General features: G+C 60.3%; 18 protein-coding genes. 12 read left to right on the top strand and 6 right to left on the bottom strand.

Annotation, left to right across the window (positions count from 1 at the left end):
* Together WD429_RS12955 and WD429_RS12950 are read left to right on the top strand one after the other, a co-directional pair.
* On the top strand, positions 1-1232 hold a 1232-nt coding region (locus WD429_RS12955; protein ID WP_368422598.1), incomplete at its 5' end, for a cbb3-type cytochrome c oxidase subunit I.
* Between the two features lie 70 nt (positions 1233-1302).
* Positions 1303-2190: a cytochrome c oxidase subunit 3 gene (locus tag WD429_RS12950; protein ID WP_368422597.1), complete on the top strand. Its 888-nt coding sequence runs from the start codon at positions 1303-1305 to the stop codon at positions 2188-2190.
* A gap of 7 nt (positions 2191-2197) precedes the next feature.
* On the opposite strand, the gene WD429_RS12945 is transcribed toward WD429_RS12950, so the two are convergent.
* Complete coding sequence (locus WD429_RS12945; protein ID WP_368422596.1) at positions 2198-2401, bottom strand: twin transmembrane helix small protein; 204 nt, start codon at positions 2399-2401, stop codon at positions 2198-2200.
* A 50-nt stretch (positions 2402-2451) separates the two neighbouring features.
* Between WD429_RS12945 and WD429_RS12940 the strand changes: the two genes are divergently transcribed.
* From WD429_RS12940 to WD429_RS12900, 9 genes are all read left to right on the top strand, one after another.
* Positions 2452-3192, top strand: a complete 741-nt coding sequence (locus WD429_RS12940; protein WP_368422595.1) for an SURF1 family protein — start codon at positions 2452-2454, stop codon at positions 3190-3192.
* The gene (locus tag WD429_RS12935; RefSeq protein ID WP_368422594.1) at positions 3173-3820 is read left to right on the top strand and encodes a hypothetical protein; all 648 of its coding nucleotides are present in this window, start codon (positions 3173-3175) and stop codon (positions 3818-3820) included. Before WD429_RS12940 ends, WD429_RS12935 begins: the two co-directional genes overlap by 20 nt.
* 18 nt (positions 3821-3838) lie before the next feature.
* Positions 3839-4945 (top strand): heme A synthase, encoded by a 1107-nt coding sequence (locus tag WD429_RS12930; protein WP_368422593.1) that lies wholly within the window; start codon positions 3839-3841, stop codon positions 4943-4945.
* Positions 4942-5862 carry a heme o synthase gene (gene cyoE / locus WD429_RS12925; protein ID WP_368422592.1) on the top strand — a complete coding sequence of 307 codons (921 nt, stop codon included), beginning with the start codon at positions 4942-4944 and terminating at the stop codon, positions 5860-5862. The genes WD429_RS12930 and cyoE overlap by 4 nt, the downstream gene beginning before the upstream one ends.
* A gap of 21 nt (positions 5863-5883) precedes the next feature.
* Positions 5884-6546: an SCO family protein gene (locus tag WD429_RS12920; RefSeq protein ID WP_368422591.1), complete on the top strand. Its 663-nt coding sequence runs from the start codon at positions 5884-5886 to the stop codon at positions 6544-6546.
* A 13-nt stretch (positions 6547-6559) separates the two neighbouring features.
* Positions 6560-7759 (top strand): YbfB/YjiJ family MFS transporter, encoded by a 1200-nt coding sequence (locus WD429_RS12915; protein WP_368422590.1) that lies wholly within the window; start codon positions 6560-6562, stop codon positions 7757-7759.
* Positions 7760-7798: 39 nt separating this feature from the next.
* Positions 7799-10288 carry an ATP-dependent helicase HrpB gene (gene hrpB / locus WD429_RS12910; protein WP_368422589.1) on the top strand — a complete coding sequence of 830 codons (2490 nt, stop codon included), beginning with the start codon at positions 7799-7801 and terminating at the stop codon, positions 10286-10288.
* 153 nt (positions 10289-10441) lie between these two features.
* Positions 10442-10645 carry a DUF3185 family protein gene (locus WD429_RS12905; RefSeq protein WP_368422588.1) on the top strand — a complete coding sequence of 68 codons (204 nt, stop codon included), beginning with the start codon at positions 10442-10444 and terminating at the stop codon, positions 10643-10645.
* Positions 10646-10795: 150 nt separating this feature from the next.
* Complete coding sequence (locus WD429_RS12900; protein ID WP_368422587.1) at positions 10796-11971, top strand: type III PLP-dependent enzyme; 1176 nt, start codon at positions 10796-10798, stop codon at positions 11969-11971.
* 58 nt (positions 11972-12029) lie between these two features.
* Here WD429_RS12900 and WD429_RS12895 read toward each other — a convergent pair whose 3' ends face one another.
* From WD429_RS12895 to WD429_RS12880, 4 genes are read right to left on the bottom strand one after another with little or no spacing between them, the layout of a single operon-like run.
* Positions 12030-13223, bottom strand: a complete 1194-nt coding sequence (locus tag WD429_RS12895) for a CynX/NimT family MFS transporter (RefSeq protein WP_368422586.1) — start codon at positions 13221-13223, stop codon at positions 12030-12032.
* A gap of 10 nt (positions 13224-13233) precedes the next feature.
* On the bottom strand, positions 13234-13629 hold the full coding sequence (locus WD429_RS12890) for an ectoine synthase (RefSeq protein ID WP_368422585.1): 396 nt from the start codon (positions 13627-13629) through the stop codon (positions 13234-13236).
* Positions 13630-13679: 50 nt separating this feature from the next.
* Positions 13680-15110, bottom strand: a complete 1431-nt coding sequence (locus WD429_RS12885) for a GTPase/DUF3482 domain-containing protein (RefSeq protein WP_368422584.1) — start codon at positions 15108-15110, stop codon at positions 13680-13682.
* Between the two features lie 2 nt (positions 15111-15112).
* Positions 15113-16516, bottom strand: coding sequence for a DUF2868 domain-containing protein (locus tag WD429_RS12880; protein WP_368422583.1), 1404 nt, complete (start codon positions 16514-16516; stop codon positions 15113-15115).
* Positions 16517-16599: 83 nt separating this feature from the next.
* Here WD429_RS12880 and WD429_RS12875 point away from each other — a divergent pair, with 83 nt between their 5' ends.
* Positions 16600-16962 carry a DUF6164 family protein gene (locus WD429_RS12875; RefSeq protein WP_368422582.1) on the top strand — a complete coding sequence of 121 codons (363 nt, stop codon included), beginning with the start codon at positions 16600-16602 and terminating at the stop codon, positions 16960-16962.
* Here the strand turns inward: WD429_RS12875 and WD429_RS12870 are convergent.
* Entirely contained in the window at positions 16919-17869 is a 951-nt protein-coding gene (locus WD429_RS12870; protein WP_368422581.1) for an alpha/beta hydrolase fold domain-containing protein, read from the bottom strand. The genes WD429_RS12875 and WD429_RS12870 overlap by 44 nt on opposite strands.
* Positions 17870-17970: the final 101 nt, after the last annotated feature.

Genomic DNA, 17970 nt, shown 5'->3' with positions numbered 1-17970 from the left:
TCTGGTTGCTGCCGTGTGCCTTCCTGATTCTGGTGTCCACGCTGTTCATGTCCGGTGGCGGGCCCAACTTTGGCTGGACCTTCTACGCGCCCCTGTCGACGACCTATGGGCCGCCAAGTACAACGTTCTTCATCTTTGCTATCCACATTATGGGTGTGTCATCCATCATGGGTGCCATCAACGTGATCGCCACCATACTTAACATGCGCGCACCAGGCATGACCCTGATGAAGATGCCGATGTTCGTCTGGACCTGGCTGATCACCGCATTCCTGTTGATCGCCGTAATGCCGGTGCTGGCGGGTGTGGTGACCATGATGTTGATGGATATCAACTTCGGTACCAGCTTCTTTGATGCCTCCGGTGGTGGTGATCCAGTGCTGTTCCAGCACGTGTTCTGGTTCTTTGGGCACCCCGAGGTGTACATCATGATTCTGCCGGCGTTTGGCGCGGTGTCGCATATCATTCCGGCATTCTCGCGCAAACCGTTGTTCGGCTATGCCTCCATGGTTTATGCAGTGGGTGCGATTGCGCTGATGTCGTTCGTGGTCTGGGCTCACCACATGTTCACCGTGGGCATTCCCATCGCCGGCCAGCTGTTCTTCATGTACGCCACCATGCTGATTGCCGTGCCTACCGGGGTGAAAGTGTTTAACTGGGTCGCGACCATGTTCCGTGGTGCCCTCAGTTTTGAAACGCCCATGCTGTTCGCGGTGGCCTTTGTGATTCTGTTCACCATCGGCGGGTTCTCGGGCCTGATGCTGGCGATTGCACCGGCGGATTTCCAGTATCACGACACTTACTTCGTGGTGGCACACTTCCATTATGTGCTGGTACCGGGTGCGATCTTTGGCATCTTTGCCTCGGCGTATTACTGGCTGCCAAAGTGGACCGGCCACATGTACGACGAAACCCTGGGCAAAACCCACTTCTGGCTGTCATTTGTGGGTATGAACCTGGCCTTCTTCCCAATGCACTTTCTCGGCCTGGCCGGCATGCCGCGGCGGATTCCGGATTACGCGCTGCAGTTCGCCGATTTCAACATGATCTCCAGTGTGGGTGCCTTCATGTTCGGTGCCACGCAGTTGCTGTTCCTGCTGATCGTGGTCAAGTGCGCCAGGGGTGGCGAGAAAGCCTCGGCGAAGCCCTGGGACGGAGCCGAAGGGCTGGAGTGGACGGTGCCTTCGCCCGCGCCTTACCACACCTTCGCGACACCACCGGAAGTGAAGTGACCCGGCGTATCCGACATTGCCCGGGTCATGAAAACAACAGACGATAATGGATAAGCCATCGGAGATTGTCATGGCGGAAAACCAGACCTATTACGTTCCAGAACAGAGTAAATGGCCGATCATTGCGACGATCGGCCTGGGGGTTACCATGTATGGGGTTGCCTCAATCATGGTTAATGGCAATCAGGGTGAGTCGACCACCGGATCATGGGTCATGTTCTGGGTTGGCTCAGTGATCATGGCCTACATGCTGTTTGGCTGGTTCGGCAGTGTTATCAAGGAAAGCCGGGATGGGCTCTACAGCCCGCAGATGGACCGGTCTTTCCGCTGGGGTATGAGCTGGTTCATTTTCTCGGAAGTGATGTTCTTTGCGGCATTTTTCGGGGCCCTGTTCTATGCCCGCGTATTCGTTGTGCCCTGGCTCGGCGGTGAAGGCGACAAAGGCAGCAGTAACATGCTGTGGGAAGGCTTCCAGGCCTCCTGGCCACTGATCAACAATCCGGACCCCGGTGCCTTTCCTGGGCCGAAAGAAGTGATTGGCCCCTGGGGGCTGCCGTTGATCAACACCGTCCTGCTGGTGACCTCGTCATTCACTTTGACTGTGGCACACCATGCCATCAAGGAAGAGCACCGCCAGAAGCTGAAGCTTTGGCTGGGAACAACCATCGGCCTGGCTGTGGTATTCATGTTTGTTCAGGGCTATGAATACGTTCATGCCTACAGGGACTTGGACCTTACGCTGCAATCCGGCATCTATGGCAGTACCTTTTTCATGCTGACCGGGTTCCACGGTGCCCATGTCATGTTGGGTACGCTGATGCTGGTCATCATGCTGATCCGGATCAACAAAGGCCATTTCAGTGCGGACAAGCATTTCGGCTTCGAAGCTGCCGCCTGGTACTGGCACTTTGTTGACGTAGTGTGGCTTGGACTGTTCGTGTTTGTGTACGTCATCTGAAGTAATATCAGGGGGTCGGGTTCAGCTCCAGGCCCCCTTGCCAGAGCGAAAGCAGAATCACCAATAGCAGCAATACACTCAGTACTACCCGCACCGTCAGCGAGTTCACCACACGGTTAGTTTTGCCGCCGTCCCGGATCAAAAAGAACAGCCCGCTGAAAAGACTGACGATGACAGCCAGCATGAGAATAATGACAACCGCTTTTAGCATGGGGTTTCCTGTGTCTGATGGTATTTATTCTGAGGTCACTATAACAGAGCATGTCAGAATCGGGGCCGTATAAACATCGCCGTTGGCACTTTGACTGGCGTTTGCTGGTGTTCGCCGGTGCATTCCTGCCGGTGCTGATCAGTCTGGGAGTCTGGCAACTGGGGCGGGCAGAGGAAAAGCAGCAGCAACTTCAGCAATGGCAACTGCAGGGCGAAAACCTGAGTTGGGAACAGCAGGTACGCCAGGGCCTTGACCATGGACGCCCGGTAACGGTCCAGGGCCGCTACAGCGAGTACACTTGGTTGCTGGACAATCGGACCCGGGATGGCGCACCAGGTTACGAAGTGCTCACCCTGTTTTACCCGAATGCAGGCCGCCCGGTAGTGATAAACCGTGGCTGGGTACGTGCCCCGAAAACCCGGGCGAGCTTACCCGCCATAGACGCGCCCGCCGGTGAGGTAGCTATCCAGGGCCGGCTGGCGGCGTTTCCGGAGCCTCCGGTACTGGCTGACAGCCCCAGGCAGGTGGAAGGCTGGCCCCGGCGGGTCCAGACGTTGCCAAGATCCGCAGCCATGGCGCAGGCGGACAATCTTGCCTCAGCTCTGATCAGGCTGGCAGACCGAGACCAGCCCGGTGCGTATCGTGCCGATTGGGCACCGGATGTGATGGGGCCACAAACCCATTACGGATATGCGTTTCAGTGGTTTTCACTGGCCCTTGCACTGGTTATATTGACGGCAGTCGCGAGTTATCGAAAAACAGGAGCCAATAATGACAACGACATCGGCTGACGGGTCCCCCGCACAGCACAAAGATGGCCCCACGCCCGAACAGGTCCGGCGTGGCCGGCGTACAGCGTTGCTGCTGTTTGTGATCGGCTTTGGCCCGATGGTGTTTGCCACGGTCATGTTTTACACCGGCTGGCTCAATCCGGCCGGACACACCAACAACGGCGTATTGATAGAGCCGGCAGTGCCGGTTTCCGAACTTGGCCTGCAGACGCCGGATGGCGACGCCCTCGCAGCCCGCTTCGGTCCGGAGCACACAAACGCCGAATGGATGACGCTGGTGGTTGCCAACGATTGTACCGACGCCTGCGAAAACCTGTTGTATCTGACACGTCAGGTCAACATTGCGCTTGGCAAGAATGCTGACAGGATGTCGCGTGCCGCCTGGCTTGGTTCCGCGTCAGCGGAACTCGAGGCGAGCTGGTCCGATGAATATGGCTCGACGGAACGCCTGGAGCGCAGCGGCGCTGGTGGCTCCGGCTGGCCAGCGGGTGTGCATCCCGACGAAGAGCCAAGAATTCTGCTGATCGATCCGTTTGGCAACGTCATGATGCATTACGGCAATGAGCATTCCGGTAAAGATATGCTCAAGGATTTCAAGCAACTGATGAAACTGTCCCAGATTGGGTAACCGGACGCTCGGAGGAAGTTGACCTTGACCCAGCCCCAGGCTGCTGTATCTCATCGTGCCCGTATTCTTGGGCGCTGGGCACTGTTTGCCACGCTGCTGGCTGCGGTAGTCATCATGCTGGGGGCCTGGACACGGCTGGTTCATGCCGGCCTCGGTTGTCCGGACTGGCCTGGCTGTTACGGGTTTTTGTCCGTGCCCCAGAGTGCGGAAAGCATTGCCATTGCCAACATGCGGTTCCCGGAAACACCCGTGGATGTCACCAAAGGCTGGCCGGAAATGATTCATCGCTATGCCGCGGGCACCCTCGGTCTGGTGGTATTCGGCATCGCAGCTTACGCTATTCGCCACCGGCGTGAGGGTTTGCCGGTCAAATTGCCGTTGTTCATCGCAGGCTTCATCATTCTTCAGGGTGCGTTCGGCATGTGGACCGTGACGCTCAAACTCTGGCCGCAGGTGGTCGCCCTTCACCTGTTGGGAGGGTTTACCACGATCAGCTTGCTGACGTTGTTGACGTTGCGACTACGCGCCTGGCCGAAGCGGGACTGCGAAGAAACAGCGACGAACCGCCATGTTGGACGCTTCCGGCCGTGGCTCTTCGGTGGGCTTGCCCTGGTGATCATGCAAATAGCCCTGGGGGCCTGGACGGCGGCGAATTACGCCGCCGTGGCCTGTACCGATTTACCAACCTGCCAGGGCGAATGGTGGCCCGCCGACATGGACTTCCGCCACGGCTTTGATGTGGCCCAGCATGTTGGTCCCAACTACCTGGGTGGTCAGTTGACTGCGGATGGCCGTGTGGCCATTCATCTAACCCACCGCATCGGGGCGTTGTTGGTACTGGGGTACTTTGCCATGTTGCTGGCGGTCATGTGGCGGCGACTTCGGAATACCGGCCTGGCCCGGCCCATTCAGCTGGTTGCCCTTGTCTTGATAGCGCAGATTGCATTAGGGCTTGCCAACGTGGCCTTCCATATACCACTCTCTATCGCTGTGGCACACAATGCGATGGGCGCGGGTCTGTTGCTGGCGGTGATCAACCTGCTCTGGCGACTGCATGAACATACGCGATCAAAGGCGGTCAGCCGCCAACATACAACCGCAAAGCATCAAGAGGTGACGGCATGAGCGAGCACGTGGAAACACTGCCGGCCGAGAATACCGAGAGAGAGACCAGCACCACCATTTCCTGGCGGGACTTCCTGGAGCTGACCAAGCCCAGGGTAGTGGCGCTGATGATCCTGACGTCAGTGATCGGCATGTTGCTGGCGGCACCCGGTGTGCCGGGGTGGCCGGTACTGATTTACGGCAATCTGGGTATTGCCCTGCTCGCAGGTGCAGCGGCGGTGGTTAACCACGTCGTCGACCAGAAAATTGATACCGTCATGGCGCGGACGCGCAAACGCCCGGTCGCCACCGGCAAGATCAGCCCGATGGATGCGATGGTGTTCGCAACACTGTTGGCGGCTGCCGGCATGGGCGTTCTGGTCTGGCAGGTCAATGCCCTGACGGCGTGGCTCACGCTGGCGTCATTGGTGGGCTATGCGGGGGTCTACACCCTGTTCCTGAAGCGCGCCACACCACAGAACATCGTGATCGGCGGTCTCGCCGGTGCCATGCCGCCCCTGCTGGGCTGGACTGCGGTGACCGGTCAGGTCGACGGCCATGCGCTATTATTGGTATTGATCATCTTTGCCTGGACGCCCCCGCATTTCTGGGCCCTGGCGATCCATCGCAAGGAAGAATACGCCAAGGCGGGTATACCGATGCTGCCGGTGACCCACGGCAACCGTTACACCGAACTGCACATTGTGCTGTACACCTTTATGTTGTTGGCGGCCAGCCTGATGCCGTTCGTCACCGGTATGTCCGGCGGGATCTATCTGGTGGGTGCGCTGGCATTGGGGCTGCGTTTTCTGCAGTACTCAATCCGCTTGCTGAAAGGGGATGACCGGCGCGTTGCCCTCAAGACGTTCAAGTACTCCATTACCTATCTGATGGCGCTGTTCGTGGTGCTGTTGGTGGACCATTTCGTATTTTTCTGACGGACCCCGAGTGGAGATGGCATGAACGGCTCGATTCGCCTCACCCTGATCATATTGTTGCTGGTCGTAATGCTGGTCTTTGGCCTGGTGGTTGCGCGGCAGGTTTTCGTGGAAGGGGATCAGGAGCCAACGCCTGCACCGGAGCTTGCGGAGCTTAACGCCTACGTGTACGAGCAGGGTCGACCCCTGGCGGACTTCGAGTTGCTGAACGAGCAGGGGGAGACCGTTACCCGTGATGATCTTAAGGGCCGCTGGACCTTCGCATTTGTGGGATACACCAACTGCCCGGATATCTGCCCGGCAGCGATGGCAAATCTGCGACGCACCGAGAACCTGCTGTCTGACGATCTTCCACAGCCGGATTACCTGCTGATCAGCGCCGACCCGGAATACGATACGCCGGAGCGGCTTCGCGACTATGTTGGTTTCTTCGGCGACCACTTCCATGGCCTGACTGGCGAACTGGAGACCCTTCGCGCACTGGCCAAAAGCATGAATGCGGTGTTTGTGCAGCGTGAGGTAAACGGCCAACTGCTGGTGGACCACAGTGGCCATTTTGCCTTGCTCAACCCCGAAGGCGAAATGATCGCCGTGCTTCAGCCGCCCCATGATCCGGAAGCGCTGGCGGAAGCGTTCGAGCGTATCTACCACTGGGCGAAAGAAAACCATCCCCGCTCCAGTTGAGTTGCACCGCCATATGTCCTTATCTCGCCAAAACTGTACCTCCCCCAGGGAGCTGTTTTCTGTCCTGGCCGCCGGGGCGGTGGTGTTGCTTGTCGTCCACGGCTTGGGGCGGTTCATTTACACGCCACTGTTGCCTTATCTCGTAGATGATGGCCAGTTCGGTGCCGGTGGCGGTGCCGAGGTGGCAACCTGGAATTATCTCGGCTATCTAATGGGCGCGATGCTGGCCATCCGTTGGCACCGGATTGACCAGATACGACGGCTCTTACCGATCTTCCTGGCGGTCCACGTCGCCAGCACATTGATGCTCACACAGACCGACCATCTCACCGTTATCTCCACCTTGCGCTGGATCAACGGCGTGGCCAACGGCATCGTGTTTGTTCAGGCTCCGGCGTTGATTCTGGAATGGCTGGTGCTGCGCAACCGCGCTTCCATGAGCGGGCTGGTCTACATTGGCGTTGGGCTTGGCTTGCTGGTTTCCAGTGGCCTGGTAACCGGCAGTGCCGAATGGCTTGCGAGCGCTGAACGCTGGTGGCCCGCTGCCCTGGTATCGGTGCCGTTGGCCTGGTGGGGCGCGGCCCGGCTGATGAAGTTGGACGTTCCCGCGCGCCAACCGGAGGATGACAACACGCCGGTGACCACCACCAGCCCGCTCCTGGATCGCGCCAGCATACCGCTGTTCCTGGCGTATGCCGGTGCCGGCCTGGGTTACATCCTGCCCATGACATTCCTGCCGTTGCTCGCCAAAGTCCAGTTGGCGGCGGGCCATTGGCTGCTGGACGGCACCTGGCTGATCGTTGCCTTGTCGACCATCCCCGCGCCGTGGATCTGGAACAGACTGGGCGCAATGATGGGTGACCTGCCCGCACTGAAACTGAATTTCGTGATCCAGCTGGCTGGCGTGCTGGCGGCCGTGGTGCTGCCCGGCGGCCTTGGCCTGGTACTCTGCGCTGCCCTGGTTGGCAACACTTTCCTTGGCACGGTACTGCTGACCCAGCGCATCGGCCGCGCGCTGCATCCGCATCAGGGCCCCCGCTTGTCCGCGGCGATGGTGGCGCTGTACGGTTTCACTCAGATGGTCGGGCCGTGGCTCACCAAGCAGTGGCTGGATGGCGGTGGCACACTGGTGAGCGCCTTCGGGATCGGCGTGGCGGCGCTGGCATTTGGGCTGATTTTTGTGTTTTTTGTGCCCCGGGCCAATAAGAGCTGACGGGGTGAGGAAGGTGGGGACAGTGGGAAAGGTGGGGAATTGATTCAAACCAAGCTCCCAATAGACGCGATCCTCCCAGAGCTGGCCCGGACCCTGGAGAATGGCACCACGGCCCTGTTACAAGCGCCCCCCGGAGCCGGTAAAACCACCCGTGTGCCGCTGGCGTTGCTGGGTGCGTCCTGGCGGGGTGATCGCAAGATTCTGATGTTGGAACCCCGACGGCTGGCGGCGCGCTCGGCGGCCAGGTTTATGGCGGGGCAGTTGGGGGAGAAACCGGGACAGACGGTGGGCTATCGCACCCGGCTCGACACTAAAGTTTCTGTGCAGACGCGAATTGAGGTGGTCACCGAGGGCATTCTGACGCGGCTGATCCAGAGCGATCCGATGCTGGAAGAGTATGCCGCGGTGATTTTCGATGAATTCCATGAGCGCTCTCTTCAGGCCGACCTGGGTCTGGCTCTGGTGCGGGAATCCCAGCAGGCGTTGCGGGAAGATCTACGGTTGGTGGTGATGTCCGCCACTCTGGATAGCGCCCCCATCGCGAGACTATTGGGGGACGTGCCGGTGATTTCCAGCGAAGGGCGGGCGTTCCCGGTCGATGTGATCTACCGGCCGCTGCCCCGTGTCGGCCGGGTGGTGGATCAGGTGGTGGCCGTGATCCAGGAGGCGTTGCGGGAGCAGAGCGGCTCCCTGTTGGTGTTTTTGCCCGGTGCCGGGGAGATCCGACGGGTAGAGCAGCAGCTGCGGGGGCACCTGCCGGAGCAGGTGGTGATAGCGCCGCTTTACGGTAACCTGAAATCCGACGAACAGGATCGCGCCATCGCGCCCGCCCCAGCGCACCAGCGCAAAGTGGTGCTCGCCACGGCCATTGCCGAAACCAGTCTGACCATCGACGGTGTGCGGGTGGTGATCGACAGCGGCCAGCAGCGGCGCGCCGTGTTTGATCCCAACAGTGGCATGACCCGGCTGGTGACCGGTCGGGTATCGAAAGCCTCAGCGGAACAGAGAAAAGGCCGGGCCGGTCGGGTAGAGCCTGGGGTGTGTTACCGGTTGTGGCGGGAGTCTGAACAGTTCGGGCTGGCGGATTACACACCGCCGGAGATTCTGGAGGCCGACCTCGCCCCGCTGGTCCTGGAACTCGCTCAGTGGGGTGCCCGTGACGCCGCTGGGGTGGCGTGGATTGATGAGCCGCCCGGAGCGCACTGGCGGCAGGCGGTGGCGCTTTTGCAGTGGTTGGATATGCTCGATGCCGACGGTGCCATCACGGCTCATGGCAAAGCTGCCCGCAAACTGGGCATTCACCCCCGCCTGGCCCACATGGTATTGCGCGGTCGGGGTGTCGGACTTGGGGGTCTTGCTGCCGAGCTTGCCGCGCTCCTGGGCGAGCGTGACCTGCTGGGTCCGGGTGCCGGGGCGGATGTGCATGAACGGATTCGTGTTCTCCACGGTGAGCGCGGCCACCGCTCTCAGGACCCGGCTCGTCTGAAAGCCGTACGCCAGGCCGCCAAACGTCTGACTGATAGCGGTAGCGGGCAGACGCCGCCGACGGCAACCGAAATCGGCCGGCTGCTGGCTCTCGCCTATCCGGACCGCGTAGCGCGAAGACGGCCCGGGCAGGCACCCCGCTATCAGCTCAGCAACGGTAAGGGTGCCGTATTGCGCGACGAAGATCCGCTGGCCCGTCATGACTGGCTGGTGGCGGCGGAACTGGACGGCAAGGCCCGGGAGGCAACCATCTATCTGGCGGCACCGGTAGATATTCCGGATCTGGAACAGGACCTGGCCAGCCACATTCACGACACCGAAGAAGCCCTTTGGGATGACGCCCGGGGCACGGTGGTGGCCCGCAGGGTGAGAACATTGGGGGAACTGGTGTTGCAGGAACAGCCTTTGGCGCAGGTTGATCCACAGTTGGTTCATCAGGGACTGCTCAATGCCATTCGCAAGAAGGGCCTGGACAGCTTGCCCTGGACCGACGCCAGCCGCCAATGGTGTGCCCGCGTGCGGCTGTTGGCGTCAGCTCGCCCTGACGACGGCTGGCCGGAGACCGGAGAAGTCGCTTTGTTGACAAACCTGGAGCAGTGGCTGGGGCCGTTTATGACCGGCATAAGCCGCTGGTCGGAGCTGCGCCGGGTCGATCTGCTGCCTGCACTTGCCTGTCTTCTGGATTACCCGCAACAGCAACAGCTCGAGGCCCTGGCTCCGGTTACCTTGGTCATCCCCACCGGCCAGCGCGTCCGCCTGGATTACACCGCGGAAAACGGCCCGGTGCTGGCAGCCAAACTTCAGGCCCTGTTCGGCTGGACAGAAACCCCGACAGTGGCCGGTGGCCGGGTACCTGTGGTGATTCACCTGCTGTCTCCGGCCCAGCGCCCACTGGCCGTCACTGCCGATCTGGCCAGTTTCTGGCGGAACGTTTATCCCGAGGTGCGAAAGGATTCTCGCGGCCGCTACCCCAAACACCCCTGGCCGGAAGACCCGTTTACGGCGACGGCCCAGCAGGGCACCAAAAAGCGGCCGGTTCGTTGAGTATTGGGAGTCGGTGTTTGCAGGGCTTGGTGTTGCTGGGATCAATCGGGGTGGGAAAATACCTCTTATGGCCCTTTGCGGTCGAGAACGGCCTTTATTTTCGCCGTAAAGCCAGCTATCGTTCAGGAACGTTTAACCATAGGGAGACAGGGAATGGGAACCGGAAAAATACTTGGTGTGGTATTGCTGGTGGTCGGGGTGTTGCTGCTGTTCTTTGGCTGGCAGTCGTCGGATTCGGTGGGAGATCAGCTTTCCGAGACCTTTACCGGAAGGTTCACCGATGAAACCATGTGGTATCTCATCGGCGGTGCAGCAGCTGTGGTTGCCGGTGCTTTCCTCGCTTTCTTCAAACGCTGAAATTATGTGATATGACGTTGTGTGATGGGTAGATATGCTCATATTCCTGTTCTGAAAAAAGCCCGATGATCGCGCCAATCCGGGGTGCTGCAGCCAGACTGCCGCACCCCTTTTTTGTGTCTGTTTGCCCGCTGGAGGGAAACACCATTCATGACCGAGTTCGCCAACGCCAACCTTGCTGATTACTACGATGCCGCTACCTTTGCCCGCATCAAGGCCTTTGCCGATACCAGAGAAACCCCGTTCGTGGTGATCGATACTGCCACCATCGATCATCAGTACGACGAACTGGTGGAAGGCTTTCCCTACGCCAGCGTCTACTACGCCGTAAAGGCCAACCCGGCACCGCAGGTTCTGACCATGTTGCGGGACAAGGGTGCCAGCTTTGATATTGCCTCGGTGTATGAGCTGGATAAGGTCATGGCTCTGGGCGTGACGGGCGATCGCATCAGCTACGGCAATACTATTAAAAAGGCCAGAGATATCCGCACGTTCTACGACAGGGGTGTGCGCATGTTTGCCACCGACTCTGAAGCGGACCTGCGCAACATTGCCAAGGCGGCACCGGGCTCGAAGATCTACGTGCGTATTCTCACCGAAGGTACACTGACCGCGGACTGGCCCTTATCCCGCAAGTTCGGCTGCCAGACTGACATGGCCATGGATCTGCTGATTCTGGCGCGGGATCTGGGCTTGGTGCCTCATGGTGTGTCTTTCCATGTGGGTTCGCAGCAGCGTGAAATAGGTGCCTGGGACGCGGCTCTGAGTAAGGTGAAAGTGATCTTCGAGCGTCTGAAAGAAGAGGACGGTATCGAGCTGAAGATGATCAACATGGGCGGCGGTTTTCCGGCCAATTACATTACCCGCACCAACGAACTGAAGGTGTACGCGGAAGAAATTACCCGCTTCCTGCGTGAAGATTTCGGTGATGAGCTGCCGCAGATCATTATAGAGCCTGGTCGTTCGCTGATTTCCAACGCCGGGGTGCTGGTGAGCGAGGTGGTGCTGATTTCACGGAAGTCCCGTACCGCGTTGCACCGCTGGGTGTTTACCGATGTGGGCAAGTTCAACGGCTTGATTGAGACGCTGGATGAGGCCATCAAGTTCCCGATCTGGACCGAGAAGGTCGGCGAGGGCGAGGACTGTGTAATCGCGGGCCCTACCTGTGACAGCGCAGATATCATGTACGAGCATCACAAGTACCCGTTGCCGCTGAACCTGGCCATCGGCGACCGGATGTACTGGTTGTCTACCGGGGCCTATACGACGACTTACAGTGCGGTGGAATTTAATGGCTTTCCTCCGCTCAAAGACTATTACATCTAGCTAGGGGGTGGCTGCAGGGCGGGGTGTCTTTTCCTCTGGGAAAAATAACTCGCTTCGCTCAGACATCTTTTTGTTTTTTCAGGTCCAGGGTGAACGCCAGGGGCAGCACCAGCAGGCTGTAGCCGATCATTACCATCAGGGCGTGGCGGACGTCGCCGGTCCAGTCGGCCAGGACGCCGCCCAGCATGGGGACGGAGAACGCCAGGGTGTAGCCGACGAGGAAGGTACCGGCAGAGAGACGGCCGGTTTCCTCGGAGGGCATGACCAGCGGGGGCACGGCCACCAGCAGGATCAGCAACATGCCGGCGACGAAGCTCATCAGGGTGGCGCTGGCGATGGACCACCAGCCGGTGAAAAGGACGGTGCCTATTGTGCCGATGATGCTGATGGTGGCCATGATGATGATCAGTGAGCGGCGGCCTACCCAGTACCTCGCCATTTTCAACATGACCAATGACGCAAATACCTGGGCGATGTTATACCAGAACAGCGCCTGGGACAGTTTCTCGAAGTGACCCTGCTGTTCCAGCAGGTTGCTCATGTAGGCGTTAAGTCCGAAGAACATGGAGCCGGAAAGTCCCAGCAGCAGGCCAATTCTGAGGGTGAGCGGGTTGCTCCAGTCCGGCAGCCAGGCCATTTTCCGTACCGGCCGGGCGCGGTCTCTTTTCGGCAGGAACAGGGCGGCGGCCACCAGCAACGCCGGTAGCGACCAGGCCAGCATGGTGGCACGCCAGCTGTTGTCCAATAAAGGCATGAGCACCGGCAGGGTGATCCCGGCCCCGATGAATTCCCCCATCAGCATGCCGTTCATGTAGATGGCCGAGCCCAATGCCAGATGGTGGGGCTCCAGCCAACGTGATAGCAGTGCGGGCAGTGCCGGTTGCATCATCGCCACACCCAGCCCCATCACGGCGCTGGCGAGCATCAGGGTGAAGGTGTCCGGCACCAGCCCCCGGCCTGCGGAACCGATCACCATCACCACCATGGCCAGCGCCAGGGTGTTGCGTGGCCCGATGCGGGCGATGGCAAGGGAGCCGGGTATGGAGCCAACGGCGAGCATCAGTATAGGCAGTGTGGTGAGCGCGCCGGTCAGTGTCTGTGACAGCGCCAGGTCGTCGCTGATGAACGGTGCCAGCGGCGGAGCCACCAGCACCGGTACGCGCAGGTAGACACCGGCCAGCCAAAGCAATACCGCCACCGGAAGCAGCGATGCCTGCGGTGGCGGTGCGGTTGCGCTCCGGGAACTAGCCAAGGAGCAAGACTTAGCTTTCGCTGGTGTCTGGCAGGTAAGCGCCGTCTTCGTCGTGCACTTCGCGACCGGTAACCGGCGGGTTGAATGAGCAGATCAGGCGCATGTCCTCGGTGCCACCGTAAAGAGTATGACGGTCGTGCTTGTCCAGAGAATACAGAGTGCCGTCGGTGATTTCGTGCACTTCACCGGTGGCGAGGTCTTTGATCCGGCCATTGCCGGCCACGCAGTAAACCGCTTCCAGGTGGTGCTTGTACCAGAACGTGTGCTCGGAACCGGCTTTGATGATGGTCTCGTGGAACGAGAAGCCCATGCCGTCCTTCTTCAACAACAACCGGCGGCTGGTCCACTGTTTGTCGCTCACTTCGCGTTCGGTACCAATGATGTCTTGCACTCGTACGATTTTCATTCGCATTCCCCGTTGTGTGATGGAACAGCCTTACAGTATAAACATTCCTGTTATGTCTGGTTCAACCGCCAATTGTCGTAGGCGGTCATTGCCTGTTCAACTGCCGCGATGAGTGCGGCGCGCTGCCGGTCATCCGGAGAGCGCTGTTTGCGGCAGCGGTCAAACACCCGCTGAATATTCTGCCGGCTTCTGCGATCCAGCGTTTCAAGCCAGTGACTGTCGGCGGGTGCCAGATCGAGAAGTTCTCTACCGGCGTGGTTGCGCTGGCTGATGTGCCACCAGTGATCCACCGCGCGCCCCAATACAACATAGCCGAACTGGCTGTCCTGTACCGGGCCGAACGTGGCGGTTTTCAGGCCGTCCTGCAGGGCACCGATCCTGAGTACCGGCAAAGCAAGGCGATCTCCGTAGAAATAGCTGCCGGTGGCACCAAGAAGGCCGCCGACCAGTGCTCCCGCACCCAGGGAGTGGCCCAGAGTCAGCGCATCGATGCCTGCACCGCTGACCGCGCCGGCACCAAACCCTGCGGTGGCCAGGTAGCGTTTGCTGACCGACCAGGCCTGGCGGCTGTCTTCACTGAACAGATCATGCTCGTTGTGCCATTCAAGCTCGGCTTCCTGGCGCTGAATCTGGTTGTGCTGATACAGCCGTTCTATGGATACCCGCAGAGTCTGTTCCCGCTGTCGCTGGCGCTGGTACCAGCGCCCTCTAAGCGTATCCGCAAGATCCTGGTCGCTGGTTGCTGCCACCTGATTGAGCGTCAGCGTGCGCTTGTCCTGAAAGCGCATCAGGTCCTCCAGCGCCCGGGCAATCAGCGCCGCTGCCTGGTGCTTGCGCTGCTGACGCTGGTTGGCAAGAAACCGTGTGGCCTGATCCAGTGGCGCTTCCCAGCTTGGTTCCAGTTGGCCAAATGCTCTTAAAAGGCTCAGATGCTGGTCGAACGGGGCGCGAACAGCGTTGAACTTGCGAACAACCTGGAAAAACTGGCCCAGCGCCGCATGCCAGGTATCGCTGTGATCGTCAGGACCGATGCTATTGATCAACGCCAGGCTGGGGCGACCGGTCCAGCGCAGGATGGTCATTTCCGCTTCGTGTTCCGCGCTGTAGGGAACGGAACCGTCCACTACGTAGATAATACCGGCACCGTCCGCCAGCGGCGTTAGCAGCTCGCATTCATCGGTGAATCGAGTGTCATCCCGGTGTTGGGTAACAAATGCAGCCACGGTCTCTGCACGGTCAGAGGCCGTGGCACTGTGGGCCTCCAGCCAGGCCAGCACCCGCCGTGGGCGTTGGAATCCTGGCGTATCCACCAGGGTATACAGCACCTGGCCGTCCACCGTTAGCGGGTAGTTCTGATGCTGGCGGGTGGTGCCGGGCTCAAGGGCAATGGCGATGGCGTCATTCTGGGACAGCGTGGCGACCACGCTGGATTTGCCCTTGTTGGGGTGGCCCACCACCGCAAAAACCGGTGCGATTGCCATGGTTATCCGCCCTCCCGCTGGTAGGGGTTGTGTGTCGACATCTGCGGCAGGCTGATGTGGACAAAATCCGGGCCCAGCCGCTCGGCAAAGCGCAGCCACTGTTGTAACTGGTGGTCGGGTGGGTTGTCGGTGCCGTTGTCTGTCAGCGGCACGATCGCGACATGACTGGCGGCGGGCCATTGGCTGCGGGCCTGCTCAAGAAAATCCTGCAGTTCGCCGGTAGGCGGCTCCCAACTGCGGGTTGCCACAATAACCGCTGGCCGGGATGCCCGCGCCAGATGATCCGCTGCACAGGCAAGGGTTTGAGTGTCTTCCTCCAGGGAGATCCGGCCGCCCGCTCGCACCACCCGTGTTTCAGGACCGTTCAGCGAATCCGGAAGTTCCGGCTCGCCCGCCCCGGCCCAACAGATCACAGTGTCACTTTCCGGCAGCGGGCGCAGTTGGTTGTGGGTCGTGGTGTCTGGTTGGTGTTCCGCATCGTTGTGAGCGTTACCGGTGTCCAGCGTGGGTGTTTCCAGGCGGTACTGCAGGGCGGTCATGCCCGGGTGTTTTTGTAATAAGTGCCGTGCTCGCAGGTGCAGGTGGATCTGGCTGAGGGTGGTCAGTGCTAATCGGGGCAGGATCACGTAAAACAGCCACAGCATGGCGACAAAGGGCCACCAGTCACCCAGGCGGGCCGGGTCGGTGGCGTTACCACCGCCACCGGCGCGGAAGAAACGGGTGGCGTCCACCAGACCCGCATCGGGGACCGCCGCCGGCCAGAACCCGTGCCAGGGGGTTGCAATGGCTTCCACAAGTGCCAGAAACCGGCTGTTATCAGTGTTCAGGGTGGTGCTCCAGCCAAAGGCCAGATCCTGAATCAGCACCATCACCAGCAGGGTCAGCCATCCGGCTATGCCAAACGCCACGCCACCGCCATGAGCCGCCCGGGCCATAAGCTGCGGTTGCAGCCGGTTGATCACGCCCGGCTGGCGGGCGCCGGCGAAGCGGGTAAGGAGTGGCCGCCACGGTTGCCAGCCGACAAAGGCCTGAACCGTTGTCAGTGCGGCCAGCAGGCACTGGAGTAGAACAAATCCGAGGATGACCGTGATGTTGATGCGTTGCCCGCCGTCATAGAACAGCAGTCCCAGCATCGCAAACAGACCCAGCACGGCACCGGCCCCGAGAAACCCCAGGGTGATCTGTCGCCAGCGCCGGATAGTGGCCTCGGCAGACTGCGGATCTGCGCGGCCATTGACGCGATCCAGATGATGCAGCCACTGACGGGCAGTGGGCGTGGTGCCCTTGTCCTGACAGATCAGGGCAAATTTGCGGTCACGCCGGTGCAGGAACGCCGGCTGTTGCGCCTGATCACGGCGTACCCTGGCGTCAAAATCCAGCAACAGTCGGATGGGGCTTTCGGTCATTCAGCATCCCGGCGGCAAGTTCGGTGAGTTGTCCGTGTGAATGCTAGGATATAGGCATTCCGGCTGCCGATACCAGAGATACCATGCCACACCATCTGATGAACCTTCGCCATGTGCCCGATGACGAAGCCGATGACATCCGCGAGTTGTTCGAGACTCACGGCGTACGCTACTACGAAACCCCACCCAGCCGCTGGGGAATCAGCATGGGCGGATTCTGGGTGCACGACGATGACGAAGCGGTCCGGGCAAAGACGTTGTTGATGGATTATCAGCAGCGAAGGTTGGAGAGCCAGCGTCGGAATTACGAGGACAGCCTGGCCAGGGGTGAGACCGGGGGCTTCTGGTTTCGCCTCAGGGAAAAGCCGATGACCACCCTCGCCGCTTGCCTGGCGATTGTCGCTATTGCCGCCCTGAGCCTGCTGCCGTTTGTGCGGATCGGTTAGCGGACAGCGGTGAGACGCCGTGCCGAAGCAGGAAATCCGTGGCTCGATCCACCGCTGTGCCTGACGTCAGAAAGCTGGTGATGTGGCCCCGCAGGTGCATCTCATAGAACTCGGTGGGCACCTGGTGATTCGTCAGTTCCTCCCTCAGCCAACGGGCCTGTTTTACCGGTACCAGCATGTCCATGGCACCGTGGAACAGGAAAAACGGCGGCGCGTCCGGGCTGACGTGGACTATGGGGGAAGCCTGCCGGTAGGTGTCTGGCATGTCGTTCTGCTCACCACCGAGGAACTGGCGAATCAGCTTGCCAGACCCGAACGCTCTCAAATCCGAAGGAATGCCGCCTGCGACCACCGCCACTGGCCGGGTATGCGGGCCGCCGTGCGGCTCGTTGAGCTCGCTGTCGGAGCTGGCAACCAGTGCCATCAACGTGACCAGGTGAGCGCCGGAGGAAAAGCCAAAAGCGCTGATGTGGTCCGGGCTCAGCCCGTACCCTTCGCTGTTGTCATGGAGCCAGTGCATGGCGGTTTGCAGATCGTGAAGCTGGGCCGGAAAGGTGTGGTCGGGGGCAAATCGGTAGTCGATGTTCATCACCGCAAAACCCCGGCTGGCCAGGTCCTCCGCAATGCCGCTCATATCCTCGCGTGAACGACGTTCCCAGCCACCGCCGTGTACCAGCAGTACCACAGGGTGCTTACGGTGGTGGCGGCGTTCTGGCAAATACAGGTCGGCGTTCAGCGCGGCTGGCCAGTCTTCGGGGGTATACGAGAGGTTCTGTTTGAGTTCAAAGCTGGTATCCGGCCAGGTCGGTGCAGCGGTGTCCGGCGAGCCATGGTGCGATGCGCACCCGGACAGGCTGGCCCAGGCAAGCAGGCAGGCCAGCATGGGTTTCAGGTGTATGGTGGCCACTAGGCGTTCCTCGATGGTTTGTCGGTGATGCTACTCCTTACGTTGATCGTGGTGTGGTGGATGCCTGTCTTGTACCATGATGCATGATCTTTCTGGCGGTA

The sequence above is a fragment of the Marinobacter sp. genome, from assembly GCF_040904845.1.
In the GTDB taxonomy this organism is placed as follows: Bacteria; Pseudomonadota; Gammaproteobacteria; order Pseudomonadales; family Oleiphilaceae; genus Marinobacter.
This window is presented reverse-complemented; position numbering and strand designations above follow the sequence as displayed.